The 22,665-nt window shown below is 46.2% G+C and carries 18 protein-coding genes; 11 read left to right on the forward strand and 7 right to left on the reverse strand.

The window, feature by feature from the left end; all coding sequences use genetic code 11:
- Positions 1 to 210: hypothetical protein (locus BC792_RS18545; protein ID WP_211357570.1), on the forward strand; the 210-nt coding region annotated here is incomplete at its 5' end.
- A 117-nt stretch (positions 211 to 327) separates the two neighbouring features.
- The gene (gene mnmL / locus BC792_RS16795; RefSeq protein WP_148910181.1) at positions 328 to 1,275 is read left to right on the forward strand and encodes a tRNA modification radical SAM protein MnmL/YtqA; all 948 of its coding nucleotides are present in this window, start codon (positions 328 to 330) and stop codon (positions 1,273 to 1,275) included.
- An 88-nt stretch (positions 1,276 to 1,363) separates the two neighbouring features.
- On the opposite strand, the gene BC792_RS16800 is transcribed toward mnmL, so the two are convergent.
- Both BC792_RS16800 and BC792_RS16805 read right to left on the reverse strand, forming a co-directional pair.
- Entirely contained in the window at positions 1,364 to 1,834 is a 471-nt protein-coding gene (locus BC792_RS16800; RefSeq protein ID WP_148910182.1) for a pyrophosphohydrolase domain-containing protein, read from the reverse strand.
- 188 nt (positions 1,835 to 2,022) lie between these two features.
- On the reverse strand, positions 2,023 to 3,228 hold the full coding sequence (locus tag BC792_RS16805; RefSeq protein WP_148910183.1) for a pseudouridine synthase: 1,206 nt from the start codon (positions 3,226 to 3,228) through the stop codon (positions 2,023 to 2,025).
- A gap of 303 nt (positions 3,229 to 3,531) precedes the next feature.
- Between BC792_RS16805 and BC792_RS16810 the strand changes: the two genes are divergently transcribed.
- From BC792_RS16810 to BC792_RS16840, 7 genes are all read left to right on the forward strand, one after another.
- Complete coding sequence (locus BC792_RS16810) at positions 3,532 to 4,293, forward strand: lytic transglycosylase domain-containing protein (RefSeq protein WP_246155167.1); 762 nt, start codon at positions 3,532 to 3,534, stop codon at positions 4,291 to 4,293.
- A gap of 186 nt (positions 4,294 to 4,479) precedes the next feature.
- Positions 4,480 to 6,630 carry a cytochrome-c oxidase, cbb3-type subunit I gene (ccoN, locus tag BC792_RS16815; protein ID WP_148910185.1) on the forward strand — a complete coding sequence of 717 codons (2,151 nt, stop codon included), beginning with the start codon at positions 4,480 to 4,482 and terminating at the stop codon, positions 6,628 to 6,630.
- Positions 6,631 to 6,632: 2 nt separating this feature from the next.
- Positions 6,633 to 6,815, forward strand: a complete 183-nt coding sequence (locus tag BC792_RS16820; RefSeq protein ID WP_148910186.1) for a hypothetical protein — start codon at positions 6,633 to 6,635, stop codon at positions 6,813 to 6,815.
- A 13-nt stretch (positions 6,816 to 6,828) separates the two neighbouring features.
- A complete protein-coding gene (locus BC792_RS16825) occupies positions 6,829 to 7,683 on the forward strand; it encodes a cbb3-type cytochrome c oxidase N-terminal domain-containing protein (protein WP_148910187.1) in 855 nt (284 codons plus the stop codon).
- Positions 7,684 to 7,740: 57 nt separating this feature from the next.
- On the forward strand, positions 7,741 to 9,102 hold the full coding sequence (gene ccoG, locus BC792_RS16830; protein ID WP_148910188.1) for a cytochrome c oxidase accessory protein CcoG: 1,362 nt from the start codon (positions 7,741 to 7,743) through the stop codon (positions 9,100 to 9,102).
- 7 nt (positions 9,103 to 9,109) lie between these two features.
- Entirely contained in the window at positions 9,110 to 9,529 is a 420-nt protein-coding gene (locus BC792_RS16835) for a FixH family protein (RefSeq protein ID WP_148910189.1), read from the forward strand.
- A gap of 28 nt (positions 9,530 to 9,557) precedes the next feature.
- Complete coding sequence (locus tag BC792_RS16840) at positions 9,558 to 10,223, forward strand: sulfite exporter TauE/SafE family protein (protein ID WP_262713462.1); 666 nt, start codon at positions 9,558 to 9,560, stop codon at positions 10,221 to 10,223.
- 29 nt (positions 10,224 to 10,252) lie between these two features.
- On the opposite strand, the gene BC792_RS16845 is transcribed toward BC792_RS16840, so the two are convergent.
- The 3 genes from BC792_RS16845 to BC792_RS16855 all read right to left on the reverse strand — a co-directional run bounded on the left by BC792_RS16845 (position 10,253) and on the right by BC792_RS16855 (position 16,167).
- Complete coding sequence (locus BC792_RS16845) at positions 10,253 to 11,719, reverse strand: efflux transporter outer membrane subunit (protein WP_148910191.1); 1,467 nt, start codon at positions 11,717 to 11,719, stop codon at positions 10,253 to 10,255.
- 50 nt (positions 11,720 to 11,769) lie between these two features.
- The gene (locus BC792_RS16850) at positions 11,770 to 14,925 is read right to left on the reverse strand and encodes an efflux RND transporter permease subunit (RefSeq protein ID WP_148910192.1); all 3,156 of its coding nucleotides are present in this window, start codon (positions 14,923 to 14,925) and stop codon (positions 11,770 to 11,772) included.
- Positions 14,926 to 15,006: 81 nt separating this feature from the next.
- Positions 15,007 to 16,167, reverse strand: a complete 1,161-nt coding sequence (locus tag BC792_RS16855; RefSeq protein WP_148910193.1) for an efflux RND transporter periplasmic adaptor subunit — start codon at positions 16,165 to 16,167, stop codon at positions 15,007 to 15,009.
- A gap of 281 nt (positions 16,168 to 16,448) precedes the next feature.
- On the opposite strand from BC792_RS16855, the gene cls reads away from it, so the two are divergent.
- The gene (gene cls / locus BC792_RS16860; protein WP_148910194.1) at positions 16,449 to 17,921 is read left to right on the forward strand and encodes a cardiolipin synthase; all 1,473 of its coding nucleotides are present in this window, start codon (positions 16,449 to 16,451) and stop codon (positions 17,919 to 17,921) included.
- Positions 17,922 to 17,988: 67 nt separating this feature from the next.
- Entirely contained in the window at positions 17,989 to 20,712 is a 2,724-nt protein-coding gene (locus tag BC792_RS16865) for a carboxypeptidase-like regulatory domain-containing protein (protein WP_148910195.1), read from the forward strand.
- A 134-nt stretch (positions 20,713 to 20,846) separates the two neighbouring features.
- Here the strand turns inward: BC792_RS16865 and BC792_RS16870 are convergent, their stop codons facing one another.
- Together BC792_RS16870 and BC792_RS16875 are read right to left on the reverse strand one after the other, a co-directional pair.
- Positions 20,847 to 21,680: a DMT family transporter gene (locus BC792_RS16870; protein WP_211357571.1), complete on the reverse strand. Its 834-nt coding sequence runs from the start codon at positions 21,678 to 21,680 to the stop codon at positions 20,847 to 20,849.
- On the reverse strand, positions 21,680 to 22,663 hold the full coding sequence (locus BC792_RS16875) for a YihY/virulence factor BrkB family protein (RefSeq protein WP_148910196.1): 984 nt from the start codon (positions 22,661 to 22,663) through the stop codon (positions 21,680 to 21,682). The genes BC792_RS16870 and BC792_RS16875 overlap by 1 nt, the downstream gene beginning before the upstream one ends.
- Positions 22,664 to 22,665: the final 2 nt, after the last annotated feature.

Genomic DNA, 22,665 nt, shown 5'->3' on the forward strand with positions numbered 1-22,665 from the left:
GCCAGAGCCGATGGTATTGCCGTAACAGGTGGGAGAGTAGGTCGGTGCCTAATTTTACAGGAAAGCCCCTTCAGGAAACTGCAAGGGGCTTTTTTTATGTTAAGAGATGTGAGATGGGAGACATCAGATGTGGGACCCCTGTCTGATATTCCAATCCCGCTGCTCCATTTGACCGTTCAGCTTATACCATATTCCAATCCCGCTACGTGATACCGGCTGCCCTATACCACTGATAGTAAACAGATAACAGACACGGCGCCCGCCCGTGGGCTGATATCTCTAATCCAATACTAGCTACTCAATACTATTTCTTATCTTTGTCTTCAAATGGGTACACTACTGGATAATGGAGTAAAGCCGTACAATCATTACGGAGCTTACTTGAAACAGAAATATAACGGACAGCGGGTTTTCAAGGTTATCGTTGATGGTAACTTTACGTGTCCGAACAGGGATGGCAGCAAGGGATACGGCGGATGTACTTATTGCAATGTAGATTCTTTTACACCAGATACGGCCCGCAAGATCCCCTCTATTAGGGAGCAAGTGGAAAGTGGTATCGAGCGGGCGCGGAATTCTTATGGGGCCGAGAAGTTTATCATATATTTTCAGCCCAATACGAACACTTATGCACCGACGCATTTGCTGAAAATGATGTATGATGAGGCGTTAAGTATCGATCCCGAAAATACATTGGGCTTGTCCGTGGGTACCCGTCCAGATTGTATTGACTTCGAAAAAATAGCTTTATTGGAATCGTACACGGATCGTCTCGATGTCGATTTGGAGATGGGAATGGAGTCGATCTATAATGAAACGTTGACGCGCATCAACCGTGGATGCTCGCACGACGAATTTTTGGGAGCTATGGACCTACTAAAAGGTACTAAGTTAGACTTATGCGTGCACACGATTTTCGGTTTTCCATGGGAAACCGAAGAAATGATGCTGCGCTATGCCGACGAGATCAACCGGCATCCTTCTATTAAGTTTGTGAAGCTACATCACTTACATATTGTCGAAGGATCTATAATGGGTGTAAAATATAAAAGAGAGCCGTTCAAATTATTTTCTATAGATGAATATACCGACTTTTTAGCACGCTTTATACCGCTACTACGCCCCGATATTATAATTCAACGTATTTTCGGCATTGCGGATAAGGATCTGCTGATAGCGCCAAACTGGGGTTTTCCCAAGTCCAGAATACAGACGTATATTGACAAAGGTTTAGAAAGCCGCGGAATTAAACAGGGGAGCTTATATCAGGGCTAGAAGAGCCGGAAAGCGCAGGTCCAATGACAGTCGTACCCGGTTGTGTGCAGGAAACTGGCTTTCCGGTTCCGAAGTAGGAGTTCAACGCTTATTTTTGCTCAAGTATACCTTTCAGATCTGCAGGCGAATAGTTAATTGATTTCAGCGTTTTGTTGTCGCCCTCCCTAAACACGAGGTATAAGCCGTCTACTTTTTTATAGTACGAGCTTACTCCTTTTGTTTCATAATACGCCTGCGTAGCTTTAGCTTCCTCTTCTGTTTTGCATGCCTTACTCATATTTGAACGTTGCACTTCTTCGAACAGCGCATTGAACTTATCTTTTAAGCCAAATTCTAATACCGCACCGGAAAGTACATATTGGATGTCGCACAATGCGTCAGCAACCTCAACGATGTCGTTGTTATCAATAGCTTCCTGAAGTTCTTTTAATTCCTCTGCTATAAGTGCCACGCGCAGGTTGCATCTATCTGCTGAGGGTATGGTGGGCGCTTCCAGGATAGGGTGTTGAAAGGTCTTATGAAATTCGGCTACAGCACTCAATGTTTTAGGGTCCGTCATAGTTGTAATTTTTGTCAAAAGTACGAAAACCCATTGCAAGAAAAAAGACGAAGGAGGCTGTTCGTGTATTACATATGAAAATAGCACCTGCAAAGAGGTGCTATTTTCATATGTAATAGTTATTCATTTGTGGTCTGCTCTCAATACATTCACGAGCTCACTACGTTCGTTGGCAGTTCATCCACATTTTATTTAATAAGATGTTTTAGCTGTATAAGCTCCCGCTCTTCCAGATACCGCCAACGTCCTCTCGGCAGGTCTTTTTTCGTGAGGTTCGCATATACCACGCGATCGAGTTTTACAATTTCGTATCCCAATGATTCGAAAATACGTCTGACAATGCGGTTTTTTCCGGAGTGGATCTGTATTCCGATCTCGCGTTTGCTGGCTCCTTGCACGTAGCTGAGGTCGTCAGGTTTGATCATCCCATCTTCCAGTTCTATACCAAATTGTATTTTGTTAAAGTCGCCTTGTGTCAGGTTCTTATTCAACTCAACGTTATAGATCTTACTGACATTATTGCGGGGATGGGACAATTTTTCGGCAAGGTTACCATCATTTGTCAATAACAGTAAACCCGTGGTGTTTCTGTCTAATCGTCCGACAGGATAAATACGCTCTTTTGTCGCTTTAGCGACTAAATGCATCACGGTGCGGCGTTCCTGCGGGTCATCCGTTGTCGTGATATAGTCCTTCGGTTTATTTAATAGTACATACACCATTTTTTCGCGCTTCAGACGCTCACCATTATAGCGGACTTCATCTTTTGCGGGATCTACTTTTGTTCCCAACTCCGTAACCACGGTACCATTTACCGAGACGACGCCCGATTCGATGAGTTCGTCTGCTTTTCGGCGGGAGCAGATACCGGCATTTGAGATGTATCGGTTCAGACGGATTAGTCCGTCGTCCTTAGGCTCAGCAGTGGCGATCTTTTTCCGTGGATGGAATGTCTTACCTCTGCTGTTTCCTTTATCTTCATCGTACTTCTTGTATGGGCGGCTAGACTTCTCGAAGCGGTTGGAGTCACCGAAAGATTTCCGCTCGCGATCATCTCTTTCAAACGGACGTCCACCGCTTTTCCGGTCGCCGTTATCATATTTCCTGAAAGAGCGGTCTCCTTCCCGCTTTTCGTTCTTTTCAAATTTTTTAAAGGGCCGATCATTGCTTTCAAACCTGTTGTATGGGCGATCGGTGCTTTTTTTATCTTTCTTCTCGAATCTATCAAACGGCCTTTCTGTAGATCTCCTTTCCGGACGATCTGTACCAAACTTATCCGATCTGTTTTTCGATGATGATTGTTGACGACCACTCGTTGACCTGAAGCTTTCGGAGTTGCTTCTATTTTTTTTGGAGTTGTCATCACGACTGTTCCTTCTATTATTGAATGGCATATTTGCGAAATTAAGTTACAAAGATAACGTTTTTATCTGGTTTATAGAAAAAAAATATAATGTGCTTAAACCGCTGTTCCAAGAGCACTGCATACTTTTAAGAACGGCGGTTTGAATCCGCCGTTTTGTAACTATTTGGAAGATAACGATATGGTTTGTATATTTGTCGGCTGAAATTGGACCAAGCTATTTTTGATCGGATTTTCGGTTCTGATAACGGAACCGGAATTTCGTGGATAGGTAGCAGTAAGGGATTGAATGATAAGAAAGAAAGTACTATGTAGTAGTATAGTTCTAGCAGTTATGTTGCTTTCCAAACTATACTCCAGCGCACACTCGGCCTCAAAGAGAGATCCTATACGGACGGCAATGTTGGCACAGGTCGAGAAAAGGAAAAAGGCGATAGCCCTATCGCCCGAAAAACAGAAAGAGGCTTACTATAGCTCGATAAGATTTGCCGACAGGCGGGTTCCACTACAAAACCCCACAGTAGAAGTTAAGTTCGAAAGGTATTTAGCAAATTTTTCCTTCCGTAGGCAACAATCGTACGATTTGCATAAAAAAGCGGCAAAGCATCTACCGAAGATTGCGTCGATATTAAGGTCGTATGGAATTCCAGAGGATTTCAAGTACATCCCGCTTATTGAGAGTGATATGAATCCTAGGGTGACTTCACATCGGGGGGCAGGGGGATATTGGCAGTTTATGCCGGCCACAGCGCGGCTTTACGGACTGCGGGTGGACGGACAGGTTGACGAGCGGAAAGATCTTATAAAATCCACTCATGCAGCAGCCCGCTATCTAAAGAGCTTATACAAGGAATTTGACGACTGGACGCTGGTCGCCGCGGCATATAATGTCGGGGGGGGAAACCTAAAGTCGACTATACGGAGACAGGGCACCCGGGACTATTATAAGTTGCGTTTAAACAAAGAGACGGGCTCCTATATCTATAAACTGGTCTCTGTAAAGCAGGTAATTGAAAATCCGAACAAACATGGGTACAAGCGCTATGCGAAGATGGATGACAAGTACCAGCATATTAATGAACAGAACTTACTCTAGTAGCTATATCAAGCCTCGCCAAGCGGGGCTTTTTCTTTGTGCTATACGTTCTGCCTAGGCACCGTTCCTCTCTTGTAAAGCCGTGTGATTGTTTTTAGTGACCAACGTCATATTTTTAACCAATATCCATCATTAGACTGTCATAAAAAACGCTCTACTTTTACTGCGGTAATCAATAACAGCAGTATGCAAATAGAGCAATTTAATTACGACAACAAGATTGTACGCGATTTCGGGATCGCTACAATAATCTGGGGGCTCGTAGGGATGTCCGTCGGGCTTTTGGTGGCCAGCCAGCTGATTTGGCCGCAGTTGAATTTTTTAACACAGTATACGACATTCGGGCGGGTTCGTCCTGTACATACCAATGCCGTAATCTTTGCTTTTGTCGGAAACGCAATTTTCATGGGCGTTTATTACTCGCTCCAACGTGTATTAAAAGCCCGCATGTTCAGTGACACGCTGAGTAAAATTCACTTTTGGGGATGGCAGCTCATTATCGTGGCGTCGGCGATAACATTGCCTTTAGGGCTTACCACGTCGCATGAGTACGCGGAAATGGAGTGGCCTATTGACGTCGGTATCGCGTTGATTTGGGTCGTATTCGGCATTAATATGTTCGGAACCATCCTTCGACGCAGAGAACGTCATATGTATGTTGCTGTATGGTTTTACATAGCGACATTTGTCACTGTCGCTGTCCTTCATATCGTAAATTCCGTCCAACTTCCCGTAAGTTTTTGGAAGAGCTACTATGTATATGCGGGCGTTCAGGACGCATTGGTACAATGGTGGTATGGACACAATGCAGTAGCTTTCTTTTTGACGACGCCTTACTTGGGCATGATGTACTATTTTCTGCCGAAGATGGCCAATCGGCCTATTTATTCCTATAAACTTAGTATTCTTCATTTCTGGTCTCTCATATTTATCTATATATGGGCGGGGCCGCATCATCTATTGTATACGTCGTTACCCACATGGGTGCAATCGCTGGGTGTCGTTTTCTCTATTATGCTCATTGCCCCAAGCTGGGGCGGTATGATCAATGGCCTTCTTACCTTGCGTGGGGCATGGGATAAGGTACGTACGGAGCCTACGTTAAAATTTATGGTGGTGGCGTTGACAAGCTATGGGATGGCAACGTTTGAAGGGCCTATGTTATCCTTGAAACAGGTCAACGCGATCGCGCACTTCACCGACTGGATTGTCGCACACGTACACGTGGGCGCATTGGGATGGAATGGTTTCATGACCTTCGCAATCCTGTATTATCTTGTTCCTCGTATATATAAGACGGATCTATATTCAAAAAAGCTTGCGAACGTCCACTTTTGGATTGGTACACTCGGTATACTTTTCTATGCGATCCCGATGTATTGGGCAGCAGTGGTGCAAGGGCTGATGTGGAAAGAATTCACGCCGGAAGGCGTCCTAAAGTATCCGAACTTTTTAGCGACGACGTTGGAGATCATTCCTATGCATATCATGCGCGCTACGGGCGGGGCTTTGTACCTGGCCGGCGCAATTATCATGACTGTTAATCTTGTCAAGACAATGCGGCAGGGTAAGCTGCGTGCAGACGAGGCTGCAGAAGCCGCGGTACCAGGTCCGATAGTCGTACACGAAGCAGTGCGGCATAGACGTTTGGAACGTAAACCCGTACTCTTCATGGTGCTGGCGCTTGTTGCCATCCTGATCGGCGGAATCGTTGAAATGATACCGACCTTTACGGTAACCAGCAACGTTCCGAAGATCGAATCGGTACGGCCATATTCGGCGTTGGAGCTACAGGGCAGAGACTTGTATATTAGGGAGGGGTGTGTCAATTGCCACTCACAAACGGTCCGACCGTTCCGTTCGGAGACATCGCGCTATGGCGAATATAGCAAAGCTGGTGAGTTTATATATGACAGACCTTTTTTATGGGGCTCTAAACGTACGGGACCAGATCTTCATCGTATAGGGGGCAAATACCCCAACAAATGGCACTTCGACCATTTGCTGGATCCTACCATAACGTCGCCCGGTAGTATCATGCCTGCGTACCCCTGGCTCATCACGCAGCAGTTGGACAACAGCCTGCTGTCTGAGAAGATGAATGCCATGCGCGTATTAGGTGTTCCCTATACCGCGGACGAAATTACGCAGGCGGTTGCTCATGCTAAGCAGCAGGCTGCGACGATCGCTGAAGAGCTCCGGTCGAACCAGGTCGACGTCCGTCCGGACAGGGAAATTATAGCAATGATAGCCTACCTGCAGCGCCTAGGAACGGATATTAAGGCGACAGCGGAGGATGAAAGAGCCGCATCTACAGAGATCAATAAACGAAATTAATCATGTTTAAGCAGATAACAAATCTTAACGGCGACGAGCTTTATCTCATTGTTTCCTTATGGATCTTCCTCGTGTTCTTCATTTCAGTAGGGTGTATGTTGTTCTGGATGAAGAAGGACCATATCGATCATATGAGGGACATCCCGTTGGAAAATCAGGAAAACGAGAACGAAACGCGCGGCTAGAGGAAATCAAATTATGAAAACATTAATATTAATAGCGGGCGTCGCCCATAAAAGTGCCGAGTGGCTTTTCGGCTCGGGAAATATATATAATGACGTCCTTGTTATTGCACTCATTATAGTCATGTTAGCGCTGTTAGCGGCAGCCGTTGTTATACACCGGGCTTTTTCGGCTGTTATTCGACTGACGATGCCGGAGGTGGCAGTGGTGGAAAAGAAAAAGCAAAAAAAAGGCAGAGCATGGCAGGCAACATGGAACCGACTGCTGAGTCTCCGGCCGATCGAGGAAGAGAAGGATCTTGAGATCGAGCATGAATACGATGGAATCAGGGAGCTGGACAATCCTATTCCGGCATGGTTCAATGCGCTTTTCTATTCGACTGTGGCATTCGGCACTGTCTACTTGCTAGTATACCATGTGTTTGGATGGGGGTTAAGTCAAGAGCAGGAGTATCATCAGGAAATGCTATTAGCAGAAAAGGCGAAGCAGGAATTTTTAGCGCAAGCAGCTAGTCAGGTTGATGAAAACACGATAACAGTTGACGAGACAGGTTCGTTGGCCATAGCGGGAAAGGCTGTATTCGCAGCTAACTGTGTGGCATGTCACGGAGGCCTTGGTGAGGGGGGAATCGGCCCGAATTTAACCGATGACTACTGGCTACACGGTTCGGATATAAGAGATATCTTCAGGGTGGTTAAATATGGAGTGCCGGCGAAGGGCATGGTTCCTTGGGAACAAACCTTAACACCTGCCCAGATTGCCGAAGTGTCCAATTACATTGTGACGCTCAAAGGGACGAACCCACCGAATGCGAAGGAGCCGCAAGGGGAAAAGGTGGTAGAAGAATTTACTTCGATCAACAATCAATAGCGGTGTTATCTTGTTTTAGGGCATCGTAAACTAAAGTTTAATAATAGCAGCAAGCACATGCAGCAAAAAGAGAAACGTCGATGGATATATGCGAAGAAACCTGCCGGCCGGCTCTATACGTACCGTCAATGGGTGGGATATACGCTACTGCTGTTTCTGTTTGCTGCCCCTTTTGTGAAGATAGAAGGAAATCCCCTGTTGATGTTTAATATTATTGAACGGAAATTTTCGTTTTTTGGCTCTCTTTTTTATCCGCAGGACCTTCATCTACTCGTTTTTGCGATGCTTATTCTAATGGTGGGCATTGTGCTATTTACCGCGGTGTTTGGTAGAATATGGTGTGGCTGGGCTTGCCCGCAGACGATCTTTATGGAGTTGGTGTTCCGTCGGATAGAGTATTTAATAGAAGGAGACTGGCGTCAGCAACAGCGATTGGATAAGGGGGGCAGCTCAGATCTGCGTGCCTGGAAAAAACTGTTGAAACATGGGGTATTTTTTTTTATTTCTCTCCTGATATCGAATATTTTCCTGGCTTATATCATCGGTTCGGATGCGTTGATCTCCATAATCCGCGACCCTATTGAGAAGCATATCACCGGCTTCGTTTCCATCATGCTATTTGCCACGGTCTTTTACGCAGTATATGCCTATGTCCGCGAGATTGTCTGTACAACGGTTTGTCCCTATGGCCGTTTACAAAGTGTTTTATTAGACGATCAGAGTATTACTGTCGCTTACGACGCACGGAGGGGAGAGCCGAGGAGCAAGAAGAGCAAGAAGAGCAGGGAAGACGCTGACAGGCGGGGAGACTGCATCGACTGCCGACTGTGTGTACATGTTTGTCCGACCGGGATTGACATCCGCGAAGGTGTCCAAATGGAATGTATAAGTTGTACAGCGTGTATAGATGCGTGCGATGCCGTCATGGAAAAGATGGGAAGGCCAAAGCGGTTAATCGGGTTCTATACCATGGGAGAGATTATGCGACAGGCAGGCGTTAAGGCCGGTAACCTGCGCATATATGCTTATTCGGGCGTGCTGTTGGTCTTAATGGTCGTATTTGGCGTACTGATTTTTAATCGGACGGCTATAGATGCCAGGCTGTTGCGTGCGACGGGAACTAGCTATCAGATCAGAGATGATGGTACTGTCAGCAATTTATACACGTTGGAACTTGTTAACAAAGCCGGAAGAGAGCTATCCTTTGAGGTGAAAAGTGCTGAGACCGGCATGCACGTGCAACTGGTTAATGCTATTCAAAAGTTGCAAAAAGATGGCACGGCAAGGTTAAGTCTCTTTCTAATCATGCAGCACAGAAATATTGTAGATTATAAACAGCACGTCGTGGTGGAAATCGTCGCCGAGGGGGAAGTCGTTAACCTGGAGACCACGTTTATCGCACCACCGTACATTAGATAAAGATAGAATGAACTGGGGACTAAAAGTCGTAATCGGGTTAAGCACTTTCATCGCCTTTATTGCAGGCGCCTGCCTATATATGGTTAAAAGTGACAAAGACAGTTTGGAAGACCCAAACTACTATCAGAACAGTCTAACGTATGATGAAGTTTACTCCAGCATGCAAAACTTAATTGATGATCGGGCAATTCCTTCCGTGCAGGTGCTAAGGGATACGTTATTCATAGATTTTAAAACCGCCAACAATAGGGGGGAACTTATCTTCAAAAGGCCCTCTGACGACCAGTTGGATATGTCGCTTCCGTTTGAAACGCAGAAGCACTATCGTTTATCGGTTTCGGGCTATGCCAGAGGAAGCTGGCGACTAGGTATAAAATGGAGTACAGCAGACAAAACTTATATCTCCGAACATAATCTGTATTTTTAGCATGACGTATAACCACTTAGCGTTTTTTATGGGCTTATTTGGCAGCCTGCATTGTGCAGTGATGTGTGGACCTCTTCTTCTAACGTTCAACGGAAGGACCGGCCTGTCGTGGCACAGCCTTGGGAATAGCCTTTTATACCAATCAGGCAGAATACTTACGTACGGAATATTCGGCTTTTTTTTGAGTTTGTTTGGAAGAATGGCAACGGTGCAGGGGTGGCAACAAGGTTTAAGTCTTGCTGTTGGTGTTCTGCTTATCGCGTTTGCGCTTTCAGCTTTTTCAGGGACGAAAGCAGGATGGGGAAATTCTTTTTATACGCAGGCACTGAAGCGGGCCGTCTCGTTTATGGGGCAATGGTTTGGCCGCCCTGGGGGAGCTGTCGTAGTGGGCATGTTGAATGGGTTCCTGCCTTGCGGCATGGTATACATGGCTTTAGCGTCGGCTATGAGTTCAGCGTCGCCGGCGCAGGGTTTCCTTTTTATGGTTCTCTTCGGACTCGGGACGCTGCCTCTTCTCTTGTTCTTTTCGTTTATTGGAACGATGCCGACAGCCCTGAGGAAGCAAAGGTTCGGAAGGATTGTACCCTTTCTTTATCTACTTATGGGCGTATGGTTTATCCTGCGCGGAGCCAACCTTGATATTCCATACTTAAGCCCGCTATTGTACGTGGAGGGGGCCATCCGGTGTTCCTGACCGGTACGCTATACGCCGCTGCCCCCCACTTAATTTTCTTGCCATCCTCCCCCGAGCGATCTGTATAGATCAACGTAGGCGTAAAGCTGTTTCTGACGAATGTCCACGAGTGCCAGTTCACTTGCCAGTGCATTACTTTGCGCGGTAATCACTTCCAGGTAGCTGGCGTATCCGCCTCTGAAGAGCAGGGACGCATTCTTCACAGCTAATTCCGAGTTTTCGACGCGTTTCTTGGCCAGTTCTAGTTGTTCCTGTTGTTTTTCCACTGTGATGATGGAGTTGGACACTTCGTTTACGGCTTCCATCACTGTTTTTTGAAGGGCTAATTCAGCCTTTTCCCGTTCTATCTTTGCGACCTCAAATTGGTTTTTCAGCCGGCCATTTTTGAATACGGGGGCCGCAAGACTTCCGGCAATTCCGCCGAGCAGTGCGCCCGGGATGTTGAACCAGTTCTCGGGCAACATCGCGTTGACGCCAAATACGCCGCTTAACGATAGCTGCGGGTAGCGCATAATCTGTTGGATGTTCATCTGGGCATTAGCCGCTATTAATGCATATTCAGCCCTTTTTATGTCGGGCCTGTTTCTAACAATGTCGAGGGGACTGCCCAGGTTAACATGGTATGCTGTGTTCATCAGGCTGTCGATCCTCCTACTTCGATCTATGTCGCCGGGCATGCGTCCGATCAATACGCGAAGCGCATTTTCCTGAATGGCAATTTCTTTTTCGAGCTCGGGAATCAACGACGCCGCAATTAGCCGCTGCGACTCTGTTTGCTGTATAGCGAGTGCTGTAGTCTCTCCTGCTTTAAACTGCAGCTGGATCATACGAAGGGTACTGTCGTTCAGCTGCAGATTGCGTTTAGCGACTCCAATTTGTGCATCCAGCATGATCAAATTAAAGTACCCTTTAGCGATATCGGAAATGAGCATTGTCTGAATAGCGTTCCGGGATTCATAGGAATCTAAAAAGTCGGCCTTTAATTGGTCCTTCTGATTTGCTATTCTGCCCCAGATATCGAGTTCCCAGCTAAATTCAACCCCTGTCGCAAATTGAGACTGGTAGTTGAATAGACGATCCGGAGCATCGGTGCCTTTGCGGTCATACCACCTCGAGGAGGGGGAACCATAGAAATCTTTTGATCGGTATTGCCTGTTAACTGTAGCTAGGTTTCCCGTTAAATCAGGCAAGTACTCCAATCTATTTTGCTTCAGATTGCGATTGGCGATTTCGATGTTTTTCAGTGCTGTCCGCATATCGTAATTGTTGGCTAATCCGCTGTCGATAAGCGCGATCAGCTGAGGATCATTGAAGAATAGCCGCCACGGCACTTCCGCAAAATTCGCCGTGTCGTTGTGCTGGTCGTGAACATTTCCCCGGAAAGCTGTCGGCAGATGAAGATCCGGCTGCTTATAGCGTTCGCCCACTTTGCAGGCATAGGCGGTGAACAGAACTGTCGCGATAACGATAAATTGTTTCAGTTTTATATATTTCATATCTAATAGTCTCTCGTCGTGTTAACAAATCTTTAAAAAGGCGCATCACGCTATTCTTCAGATACCGTATTTTTTTTAACTTTTTCGTCAATGGTTTTGAAGACCACAAAGAGCACGGGTATGATAAAGATGCCGAAGATAACGCCGGATAGCATTCCTCCCGCAGCACTAAAACTAATAGAATGATTCCCGATGGCCGACGGTCCTACGGTCCACATGAGGGGAACAAGTCCTGCGACAAATGCCAATGACGTCATCAAAATTGGACGCAGCCGTAATTTGGCCCCCATGACTGCTGCATTGTATATACTCATGCCCTTATCCCTTTGCTGGACGGCAAATTCGACGATCAATATGGCATTTTTCGCAAGCAGGCCAATCAGCATGATAAGTCCGACCTGTACGTAGATGTTGTTTTGCAGGCCGACTAAAAGAATCGTTGAAAATACGCCTATCAATCCAACGGGAACGGACAGCAGCACCGCCCATGGGAGGATATAGCTTTCGTACTGTGCCGATAACAGAAAATAAACAAAGAGTAAACTCAGTCCGAAGATCAATATCGTTTGCGTACCGGCCTTGCTTTCTTCATAGGCCATCCCTGTCCACTCGTAACCGTAGTTTCCGGGAAGTTTTTCCGCTGCTAGTTTTTCGATTGCCGACATCGCGTCGCCCGTGCTGTATCCCGAAGCCGGAGTAGCATTCACGGTTATAGAGTTATAGAGATTATAGCGGGCGACGGTCTCGGGACCGACAACCTTTTTTAGGGTCATCAACGTTCCCACAGGAACCATTTCCCCATCCTTGTTACGGACGAAGATGGAGTTTAACGATTCGGGATCTGTTCGGTGATCAAAATCAGACTGCATGTAAACCCGATATGTACGGCCAAAACGGTTAAAATCGCCGGCGTTAACGCGGGCAAAATACATGCGGATGGTGTTCATCATTTCCCTGATGTCCACACCCAGGCTTTTAGCCTTAACAACATCGATATCTGCTTCATATTGCGGGAAGTTCGATTTAAAAGAGGTGTACGCGTTGGCTACCTCGGGAAGGTCGTTGATCTGGTTGATGAATGTATCGGCTACGAGATCAAAATCACGGATGTCGCCGCCGAGACGGTCCTGTAAAACCAGTTCGATTCCTGCAAACTCTCCGAAACCTTGTACGGTGGGACGGGGGAACACTTTAAATGTCGCTTCGTTAATCTGGGCCAGGTCATTACGGATAGTATCCATAAAAGCATCAATAGATTGTATGTCTGTTCTTTCCTTGTGTGGCTTCAGATTAATGTACCCCGCTGCGAAAGCCGGGCTGGATCCGCCGTCAAGAGCATTGAAACCCGAAACTGTCGTCATGCCTGCGATATCTTCCCGCCTTCGCAGTATGCTATCTGCTTTACGTAATACAGCTGTTGTTCTAGATAGGGAGGCACCGGCAGGCATGGCAAGCGAGTAGGTGACGAAACTATCGTCTTCGGTCGGAATGAAGCTTTTGGGCGTTTTAACCAATAGAACGCTTCCAACGGCGGTGATTATCGCCAGCCCAAGCCACGCTATTTTCTTATGAGCTATTAAAAATTTTACACTCGTGATGTATCTTGTCGTAAGCCGATCAAAGGCGACATTAAAGGCTGTAAAAAAGCGTTGTTTGTATCGGGAAACGGCGGTTCCATCCTTAGGCGACTCCTGTTTTTCCGGATGCATGGGCTTTAACAGCAGTGCACATAGGGCGGGGCTTAGTGTGAGTGCATTTAAAGCCGAGATCAGTATTGCCGTGGCTAATGTGTAAGCAAACTGTCTATAAAATATCCCGGCCGGCCCCTCCATGAAACCAACCGGAAGAAATACCGCGGCCATTACCATCGTTATAGACAAAATGGCGCCGGTAATTTCTGACATGGTTGCCAACGTAGCCTGCTTGGGTTTGAGCCCGGTGTCGTGCATTTTCTGATGAACAGCTTCCACAACGACAATAGCGTCGTCTACAACGATGCCTATGGCGAGTACTAGAGCGAACATGGTCAGTACGTTCAATGAGAATCCGAACAAGCTTAAAAAGAAAAACGTGCCGACGAGGGATACAGGTATTGCAATTGCCGGAATTAACGTTGATCGGAAGTCCTGCAGGAAGACAAAGACAATAATAAATACTAAGATGAATGCTTCAAATAGGGTATGTTTCACCTGGCTGATAGACTCGTCAATCTGGTCACGCACGCTGTATGATATTTCGTAATGGATGCCCTCCGGGAAGCTCTTGGCTATCTCCTCAAGAACTTTTCTGACTTCAAGGTCGATGGCGTGTGCATTGGAGCCGCTGGTTTGGGTGATGTTGAGTGTCAATCCGGGAAGGCCATTGACCTTATTGTCGCTACCCAGGTTGGTCGCGCCAAATTCGATCCGTGCAATGTCTTTTAGATAGAGGACCGACCCGTCTTTATTTGTTTTGATTACCATGTTTTCAAATTCCTCGGGTTTGGAAAAGCGGCCTTTGTGCTTGATGACCGTTTCAAATACCTCATCGGATGTTTCTCCGAATTTACCCGGGGCGATTTCGAAATTTTGGTCGTTTAGCGATTTGATCACATCCTGGGGGACAAGATTGTATACGGCAAGTTTTTCTGGATTCAGCCAAACGCGCATGGAATAATCTCGAGCTCCGACCCTGGATACCTGCGCCACGCCATCCACGCGGAGCAGGGGACGGATCATGTTGATTTGAGCATAGGCTTGCAAGAACGTTTCATCATAAACCGAGTCTTTATGGTCGGAATACAAATTGATCGTCATAATAGCACCGCTTTGACGAGGCTGTACCGTAATGCCGTTTTCGTTTACTTCGGCCGGAATTGTACTTATTGCTTTCGATATCCGCGTTTGAACATTGACGGAAGCAATATCGGGGTTTGTGCCCGTTTTAAAGAATACCTGTATGGTTCCCGACCCTGAATTCGTCGCCGTCGATCGGATATAGGTCATATCTTCAACTCCATTTATGGCCTCTTCTACTGGCAGCAACACGCTTTCTGCCACGGTTTCGGAATTGGCTCCCGGATAACTGAGGGAGACAACAACGCTGGGAGGGGCTATTTCCGGAAATCGGCTGATCGGTAATGTCATTAAACCTACTAACCCTAAAATCACGAGAATTAAAGACACGACTGTCGCTAAGACAGGTCTATTTACAAATGTTTTTAACATATATGCTCCTTGAAAAGACAAAAAAAGTGCTCTATACCGTTCGGTATAGCTGGAATAGGTTGCAAAACTTCTGCTGAAAGGCTATTGTTGTATAGGGATCACGCTAGAGCCATCGGTTATTTTGTCGAGCCCCGAAAGTAATACCCGATCTCCAACCTGCAGGCCGGCAGAGACGATGTATTTATCCTTACTTTTTCCTTTTATGGTTATCGTCCGTCTTTCCGCCTTGTTGTTCCGGTTTAAGACGTAAACGAAAGTCTTGTCTTGCAGTTCGCTGGTCGCAATCTGGGGGATTTGGATAACACCTTTTTTCACCTCCGAAATTTTAAGTGTTCCGGTGCTGCCGCTGCGGAGGATGTTATCCTCGTTTGGAAAGGAAGCCCGTAGGGAGATCGCTCCGGTTGTGCGGTCTACCTGTCCGTTGACGGCGTCTACCCGTCCCTTTTGTTCGTATTCTTCGCCATCAGCCAAGATCAGCGTTGCTTCAGGAAAACGAAGCTGATTGTGTCGCTGGGTCGTGCCGGCGATGCTGTCTTCTTTTGCCTTTAGTTTAGTGAAATAAAGGAAGTCCGACTCGTTCATGGAAAAATAAACATAAACTTCCTGTACGTCAGAAAGAACAGTTAAGGGATCGTTGTCGCCTTTGCCCACCAGGTTTCCTATTCTTTTGGGGATCCTGCCTATATACCCGCTGACTGGTGCTGTAATGACGGTGAATTCTTTATTGATGGTCGCACCGCGGACTGCGGCGGTCGCCTGATCGAGGGACGCTTTCGCTACATCGTAATCAGACCTGGCTGCCTGAAGCCGTACCTCGGAGATCACGTCGTTTTCGACCAAGGGCTTAAGTCGTTCAACTTCAAGTTTCGCGTTTTCCAACTTCGCTTTCGCGACGTTCTGGGTTGCCACCATGTTGTTGAGGGTTTCCTGATAGGCCGATGGATCGATTTTAAACAATTTTTGACCTTTTTGCACAAAGGATCCTTCATCGACATAGATTTCCTGTAAAATGCCCTCTACCTGTGGTCTGATTTCAACATTTACTTTCCCTTCAATCGTGCCTAGATAATCCTTAACAGTAACAGCATCGCTGGTATCTACGGTGTATACCGGGAGAGCCAAAGCCTTACTGTTGTTCTCTTTTTCTTTTGATTCGCCCGTGCTGCAACACGTTAGCGCGGTAGCGGTGATTATTGTCAATACGGAACAAGCAATGTGTTTTAGTTTTAAACTCAAATTCATCTCTTCTATATCTTAATGATCTCTAAATTGTAACGGTTTAGTTACATGATATTTTGCAAGTATAACCTTTTACGGTTAAACTCGTTTTCCTTTTAACAAATCTTAACGTCGAGTTTGGCTATTGGTTGTTTACTGCGTAGGCGGCCCAGCGCAGATCAATACGTGCGGAGAGTACATAAAAAAGCGCTTTACTATATGTTGGAATCGCAGTAACATCGTGCGTTTTTTATGCATAAAAAGTCGAATTAATGGCTTAATTTTAGGAGATTTTGAAGTAATACATGGAGATAGCTCAAGAAGTTCTAGACTTTATTAAACAGTGGTATTGGATTCCTATGCTCCTGCTTTATCTCGGCGTGATCAGTACGATACTCATAGAGAACAGGAACCCCACAAAAACCATTTCCTGGGTGCTGGTTATTGTCTTTCTTCCCGTCATGGGGCTGTTTTTTTACTATCTGTTTGGACAGAAATTCCGCAAGGTGCAGCGTATAAGGCGTATAAATCATGCGCAGGCTATACGGTTAAAGAAAGAGTGGGAACGGCTGGAACCTTACATGGAGAAAGATCTCTTGCGTATCAAGGAGCGTATCGGCGACCTGTCCAGGGTATTTACTTTTTTAAAAAACGAACGTCTGTCTTCGCCAACGACGGGGAACGAGGTCAAGCTGCTAATTAATGGTGAAGCAAAATTTCCCGACCTTTTAGACGAGTTACGTGCGGCCAAGCACTCCGTGCATTTGGAATATTACATTTTCGAGATGGATGGGATTGGCCTGGAGATTCTAAACTTGTTGGAAATGAAGGCGAACGAAGGGGTATTTGTACGGCTGTTGGTCGACAGCTTTGGTTCTCCTGCTTTGGTGAAGTATTTATCGAACTGTAGGGAAACAAAAATCGTATTTAAGCCATTTATGCCGGTCACCTTTACGTCGCTGGCTAATAGTAATTACCGGAACCATCGTAAGATAGCGGTAATCGATGGCAAAATAGGGTACATCGGCGGTATCAATATTTCTGATCGCTATATCAACAGGGACCAAGGCAAGAGGATTTATTGGAGGGATACATCGGTAAAGATACTGGGGCCCGCGGTGAATATGCTTCAGATCAGCTTTTGGAACTCCTGGAATCTGGCGGATGGTCATCCGTTCCTTCTTAATGAGGGGTATCTTCACCGTCTGCCACTGGAGGAAAAGCGTGGTAACGCTGCCGTATCGTTTGTCTCCAGTGATCCGGGATCGGCGGGGCCCTATAATATGGAGGCGATTTTAATCGGCATCGGTGAGGCAGACAGGAAGATACAGCTGGTCACTCCTTATTATATTCCTAGTGACGAGTTGGCTACGGCGTTGCAGGTAGCGGCCGCTGCGGGGTTGGAAGTAGAGCTGATGTTACCTCAGCGTGCCGACTCCTATATAGTGCAACATGCGAGTCTTTCCTTCATTAAGCCGCTCTTGGAGAGAGGAGTGAAGGTCTATTTTTATAAAAAAGGATTTATCCATGCGAAAACGATTAATATTGATGGCAAGCTTTCCTACATCGGTACGGTGAACCTCGATACGCGAAGCTTCTATATCAACTACGAAGTGGCCAGTATCGTGTCGGATGAGCAGCTGTGCCGCCAGCTTGAGGAGCAGTTTGAACTCGACAAAAAAGACTGTGAGCTGATGACTTTGGCGGAATGGAAAAAGCGAAATCCGTGGAAGCGGGGACTAGATTCTGTCTGTCGCCTGTTAGCTCCTTTGTTATAAGCTGTTAAATTCTTTCTTTTTGGGGATAAAAATCGATATATTTAGCTCCTCGAAAATCTGTATATTGATGAAAAAACTATCAGTTCTCTTTTTTGCCATTTTTCTAATTTTTCAATCTACGCATATTGCTGCCCAGCAGCTCCCGACTATTCCAATCAACACTGTTGTTGAGAAGGTTCAGAAATATTTTGGTGTATACCCTGTCGAAAAGGTCCACCTACATTTTGATAAACCGTATTATGCGGTCGGGGATACGTTATGGCTTAAAGCATATCTAAACCATAATCTTTATGAGTATAGCCCGAGCAAAATTGTTTATGTAGAAATGTTGACCAGCAAAGACTCACTTATACAGACATTGCGGATCCCGTTAAAAAATAACGGAGGGAAAGGCCAGCTTGTTTTGGATCCCCAGTTTATAGCACAGGATAACTACCGCTTCCGTGCATACACGAAGTGGATGGCAAATTTTGACCAGTCGTATTTCTATAATAAAGTAGTGCCAATTGGAGACGCGATAAATAAGAAATTAGGCGCGGAAATCTCTTTTAAGCCGGAGAGCAATACGAAAACAAAGGCTACTCTGCAGTTTAGGGACCGATCGGGAAACCTACTTGGCAGAAGGAAGCTTACGTGGGAGGCCATTGACGGATGGGATCCTTTTGACAAAGGGAAAGCGGAAACCGACGATATGGGACGTGTTACTTTAAACTTAACCATTAAAGAGCGGGAGTACCTAAAGAAAGGCAGGCTGATCGTAAAGATCGATGGAGATAAGTTAGAACCGGCTTTGGTGGGGAACTACTCCTTGCAACACGCTCTATGGGACGCAGATGTCCAGTTTTTTCCGGAGGGGGGCGACTTGGTTGCGGGGGTATCCAAAAAGCTCGCGTTTAAAGCGGTGAATTCCAGCGGTAAAGGCGAGAAGATTACGGGTAAGATTTACGATAGCAAAAAGAAGGAAGTAGCCTCCTTTAGCGACGGGGCCTTCGGGATGGGCAGTATCGATTTTATACCGGTAGCGGGAGAAACGTATAAAGCCACCGTCGAATTTGAGAACGGCCAGCAGCGTACTTATGACCTCCCGGCTGTTAAAGAAGAAGGTATTAACATCGTGTTGCATAATGAAGATGAAACAACCCTACAGCTCGGCCTTGTCGCAAATGATGCCTATTACGAGAAGATGACCAATCAGCCTTTTTACGTTTTAGGACAGTCTAACGGACATTTGGTCTATGCGGCGCAGGCAACGTTAAAGAATTCGTCGATCCTGATCAGTATTCCGAAAGAAAAGTTGCCTAACGGGATTGTACAGATCACGCTTATGCAGCCCGACGGAAAGCCGATCAGCGAACGTCTGGTGTTCAATCAGTCACAGCCCCTTTTAGATATTTCAGTGAAAACCGATAAGTCGGACTATAAGCAAAAGGAAGCAGTGAAGCTGTCTATCCATGTACCGCCAAAAGACTCGCTAAGCGGTAATTTTTCAGTAGCTGTTATCGACGAAACGAAAGTGCCACATAATGACGACAATGAACTTGGAATTCTGAGTAATTTTTTATTGACATCTGACCTAAAAGGCTATGTGGAACAGCCTAACTACTATTTCAATGCTAAAAACGAGAATAGGAAGGAAGCGCTGGACGCCTTACTGATGACCCAGGGATTCAGACGCTTTTCGTACGACGATCTTATCGCGGAGAAGTTGCCGCAGGTACAGTTCTTTCCGGAGCAGGGAATTTCCCTGGCTGGAACCTTGCGGCTGAATACGGGAAGGCCGTACCCCAATGGCGGCCTGCTTCTATCTGTTCCCTCCAGGAATATCCGTAAGGACACGTATACGGACAACAGCGGGCGTTTCGCTTTTGAAAATTTAGTTTTTCCGGATTCTTCAAAAGTTACGATCAGTGCGCGGGGAAATGATAACTTTCGCAGCCTTGTCATCCATATGGATCCGACTTATTTTCCGGGGATAGACCAAGGTAACCCCTATACCAGCGATAACATACAGAATATTGATCAGGAAATGAAGGCGTATTTGACCAATAGCAAGAATGAATACCGGACTTCGATTTTGATCGACGAGATCGAGGTGACCGGGGTTCAGCGGAAATTGGTGACCAGCAAGGAGTTTTCAGCATTATCGGGTCTGTCGATGCCTGAACACCGGATCGAAGCGGAGCGTTTGTCGGGCTGTAACGTGCTGACGATGTGCCTCAGTACATTGCTTACAGGTATTACCTACGACAATCAAACGCTGAAGTATTATATCACACGGAACTACAACCAAGGCAGCCGGGTACCGGTGCAGTTTTTTTTGAACGGTATGCCGATTGATGAGCCTTCTTTGAACTCCATACAACCCACAGAAATTGAGGCTATTGAGATATTTCTACGTGATGAACTAGGGACAGTAAGCCGTACATATCAAAACGACGGTGTGGTATCTATTATGACGAAGAAAAATGACCAGAAGAAGCAGCCGAGGATGTCGTTGGCGGAGATTGAAAGCTTGCTGCCAAAAACCAATATCATAGATATGATGCCTTTAGGATATGTCAAGGAACGACAATTCTACTCGCCGAAATACGCGACGCCAGAGAGCAAGAATACCAACGATTATAGAACTACCGTATACTGGAATCCGGAAATTGTGCCGGACGGTCAGGGCAATGCTGTTGTAGAGTTTTATAATGCAGACGGTAACGGTAAATACAAAGTGGTCGTTGAAGGGCAGGATCAGGCCGGAAACATCGGACGTACGATCTACCATTATAATGTCACACGGTAATACACCGGCCACATCAAATAATAGAAAGCGGTTCCAATGGGCCGCTTTTCTTTTATAATAACCGGACGGCCTGGATAAAAGTCTATAGTCTATCTTTTGTACTTAGCAAGGCGTGACCGGCAGGCTTTGAGGTTTTAGGAGGCTCTTACCCGTAAATTCAGGACGACGGCGACCAAGATCAACACGATGCCCAGTAACGCATAGAGGCCCAGCTGTTCACCGAAAACGAGATAGCCAAAAAGGATGGCGTAGATAACGCCGAGATAGTTCAGGCTGGCAACCCGGCCAAGGTTGGCTTGTTGATATGACCGTGTCATATAGTACTGTGCACCTTGCGTAAAAATCCCGACGAGAAGAAGAATGACCCAATCGAGCCCTGTAGGATTCACCCAGTGGAAGTAGCTATATATGCCGGCCACGGGAAAGGTGATCATAGGGAAGTAGAAAATAATTACCAGCGGGTGTTCTGACGTTTTTAGTTTTGAAATGATATTGTAGGCGATCCCTGCAAATAATGCTGCGGACAACCCGATAAGGAGATCGAAAGTTGATATACTGGTGTCGAACCCCTTTAGAAGCGCAACGCCGGCTATGGCCATAATAAAATATAGGTATTGTTGCGGTCTCAAGGGTTGACGGGCAATGAATATTCCGAGTACGGCAGTGAAGAACGGCGACAGGTAATTGATTGTGACTGCCGACGCTAACGGAATATGTTGCAAGGTGTAGAAGGAGCCTACTAGCCCGAGGCAGCCCGCAACGCCCCGCAAGGACAGTAATACTTTGTTGTTGCCGAAAAGCGGGATCTGTTTTCTCTTCAATAGTGCGTATGTCAGGATCAGCCCCAAAACAGACCGGAAGAAAACGACCTCCATCGTGGGAAGGTGGGAAACCAATTTAACACAGATGTTCATACACGCGAACAGCAGTCCGGCGATCAACATATAATGTACGCTCCTGTCGTGCACTATTGTATGTCTTCGTTTTTATGGACGACCTCTCGCATACCGGTTTCAGGATCTATTTCCAGTTCCGTTTGCTTGACTAGGACGGCATACGATTTGGGCCGTATTCCACGCCCGTATTTGATAGCATAGCGTTTTGTGAATTCTGCGCCAAAATAAAGTATTGCTGCAGCATAATATACGAATGCGAGCAGGATAATAACCGATCCGGCAGCACCGTACGAACTTGCCGTAGCATTGTTGGTAAGGTAGTAGGAAATTAGAGACTTGCCAAGCAGGAAGAGTAATGTCGTGAAAATAGAGCCCCAAAAGATATCCCGGAAGCGGATCTTAGCATCAGGAAGTACGGCGAACACAAAGCCGAATAGGACTGCTACCACGAGGAAGGAGACACCCGAATTCACCAGGCTCAGCAAGTGAACGTCGAGCTGTGGAAAATACTTACCGACATAATTCATGAGAATGCTGATGATACTGCTTAAAATAAGGGACGTCATCAGCAAGAAGCCGAGTCCGATGATCATCGAAAACGAAAGCAACCTGTCAACGATGATTTTTAGCCACCCCTTTTTTGGTTTGGCTTTTACCCGCCAGATCTCATTGATGGAGTTCTGTATATCGACAAAGATTGTTGTAGAAGAAAAAACAAGTGCACCGACCCCTACGTATACGCCAATGCTGTTCTTGCTTTCGAATGATATCCGCTTGATAGCTGCATCGAGCATGAGGGCGATGTCTTTGCCGAAGAGCTGGTTCAGTTCCTCCATAATTTCGTCGCGCGCGCCTGTTGGACTGTCGAGCTGGCTGCCGTAAAAGAATCCCAGTGCCCAGATCAATATAAGAATAAGCGGACCGATTGAAAACACAGTATAATACGCTAAAGACGCGCTCTTTTTCAGACATTTGTCGTTCAAGAAATCATTTACGGTATCAAATAAGAGTAAGCCAAAATCTTTTACCTTTTGCCCCCATGATTCTTTTTTCATGT

This window comes from Sphingobacterium allocomposti, from assembly GCF_008124885.1.
Lineage (GTDB): Bacteria > Bacteroidota > Bacteroidia > Sphingobacteriales > Sphingobacteriaceae > Sphingobacterium > Sphingobacterium allocomposti.

What these genes read in the sequence shown, in the direction of transcription:
- mnmL (WP_148910181.1), top strand. Translation starts at nt 328, where the DNA reads ATGGGTACACTACTGGATAATGGAGTAAAGCCGTACAATCATTACGGA.
- BC792_RS16800 (WP_148910182.1), bottom strand. Translation starts at nt 1,834, where the DNA reads ATGACGGACCCTAAAACATTGAGTGCTGTAGCCGAATTTCATAAGACC.
- BC792_RS16805 (WP_148910183.1), bottom strand. Translation starts at nt 3,228, where the DNA reads ATGCCATTCAATAATAGAAGGAACAGTCGTGATGACAACTCCAAAAAA.
- BC792_RS16810 (WP_246155167.1), top strand. Translation starts at nt 3,532, where the DNA reads ATGTTGCTTTCCAAACTATACTCCAGCGCACACTCGGCCTCAAAGAGA.
- ccoN (WP_148910185.1), top strand. Translation starts at nt 4,480, where the DNA reads ATGCAAATAGAGCAATTTAATTACGACAACAAGATTGTACGCGATTTC.
- BC792_RS16820 (WP_148910186.1), top strand. Translation starts at nt 6,633, where the DNA reads ATGTTTAAGCAGATAACAAATCTTAACGGCGACGAGCTTTATCTCATT.
- BC792_RS16825 (WP_148910187.1), top strand. Translation starts at nt 6,829, where the DNA reads ATGAAAACATTAATATTAATAGCGGGCGTCGCCCATAAAAGTGCCGAG.
- ccoG (WP_148910188.1), top strand. Translation starts at nt 7,741, where the DNA reads ATGCAGCAAAAAGAGAAACGTCGATGGATATATGCGAAGAAACCTGCC.
- BC792_RS16835 (WP_148910189.1), top strand. Translation starts at nt 9,110, where the DNA reads ATGAACTGGGGACTAAAAGTCGTAATCGGGTTAAGCACTTTCATCGCC.
- BC792_RS16840 (WP_262713462.1), top strand. Translation starts at nt 9,558, where the DNA reads ATGGGCTTATTTGGCAGCCTGCATTGTGCAGTGATGTGTGGACCTCTT.
- BC792_RS16845 (WP_148910191.1), bottom strand. Translation starts at nt 11,719, where the DNA reads ATGAAATATATAAAACTGAAACAATTTATCGTTATCGCGACAGTTCTG.
- BC792_RS16850 (WP_148910192.1), bottom strand. Translation starts at nt 14,925, where the DNA reads ATGTTAAAAACATTTGTAAATAGACCTGTCTTAGCGACAGTCGTGTCT.
- BC792_RS16855 (WP_148910193.1), bottom strand. Translation starts at nt 16,167, where the DNA reads ATGAATTTGAGTTTAAAACTAAAACACATTGCTTGTTCCGTATTGACA.
- cls (WP_148910194.1), top strand. Translation starts at nt 16,449, where the DNA reads ATGGAGATAGCTCAAGAAGTTCTAGACTTTATTAAACAGTGGTATTGG.
- BC792_RS16865 (WP_148910195.1), top strand. Translation starts at nt 17,989, where the DNA reads ATGAAAAAACTATCAGTTCTCTTTTTTGCCATTTTTCTAATTTTTCAA.
- BC792_RS16875 (WP_148910196.1), bottom strand. Translation starts at nt 22,663, where the DNA reads ATGAAAAAAGAATCATGGGGGCAAAAGGTAAAAGATTTTGGCTTACTC.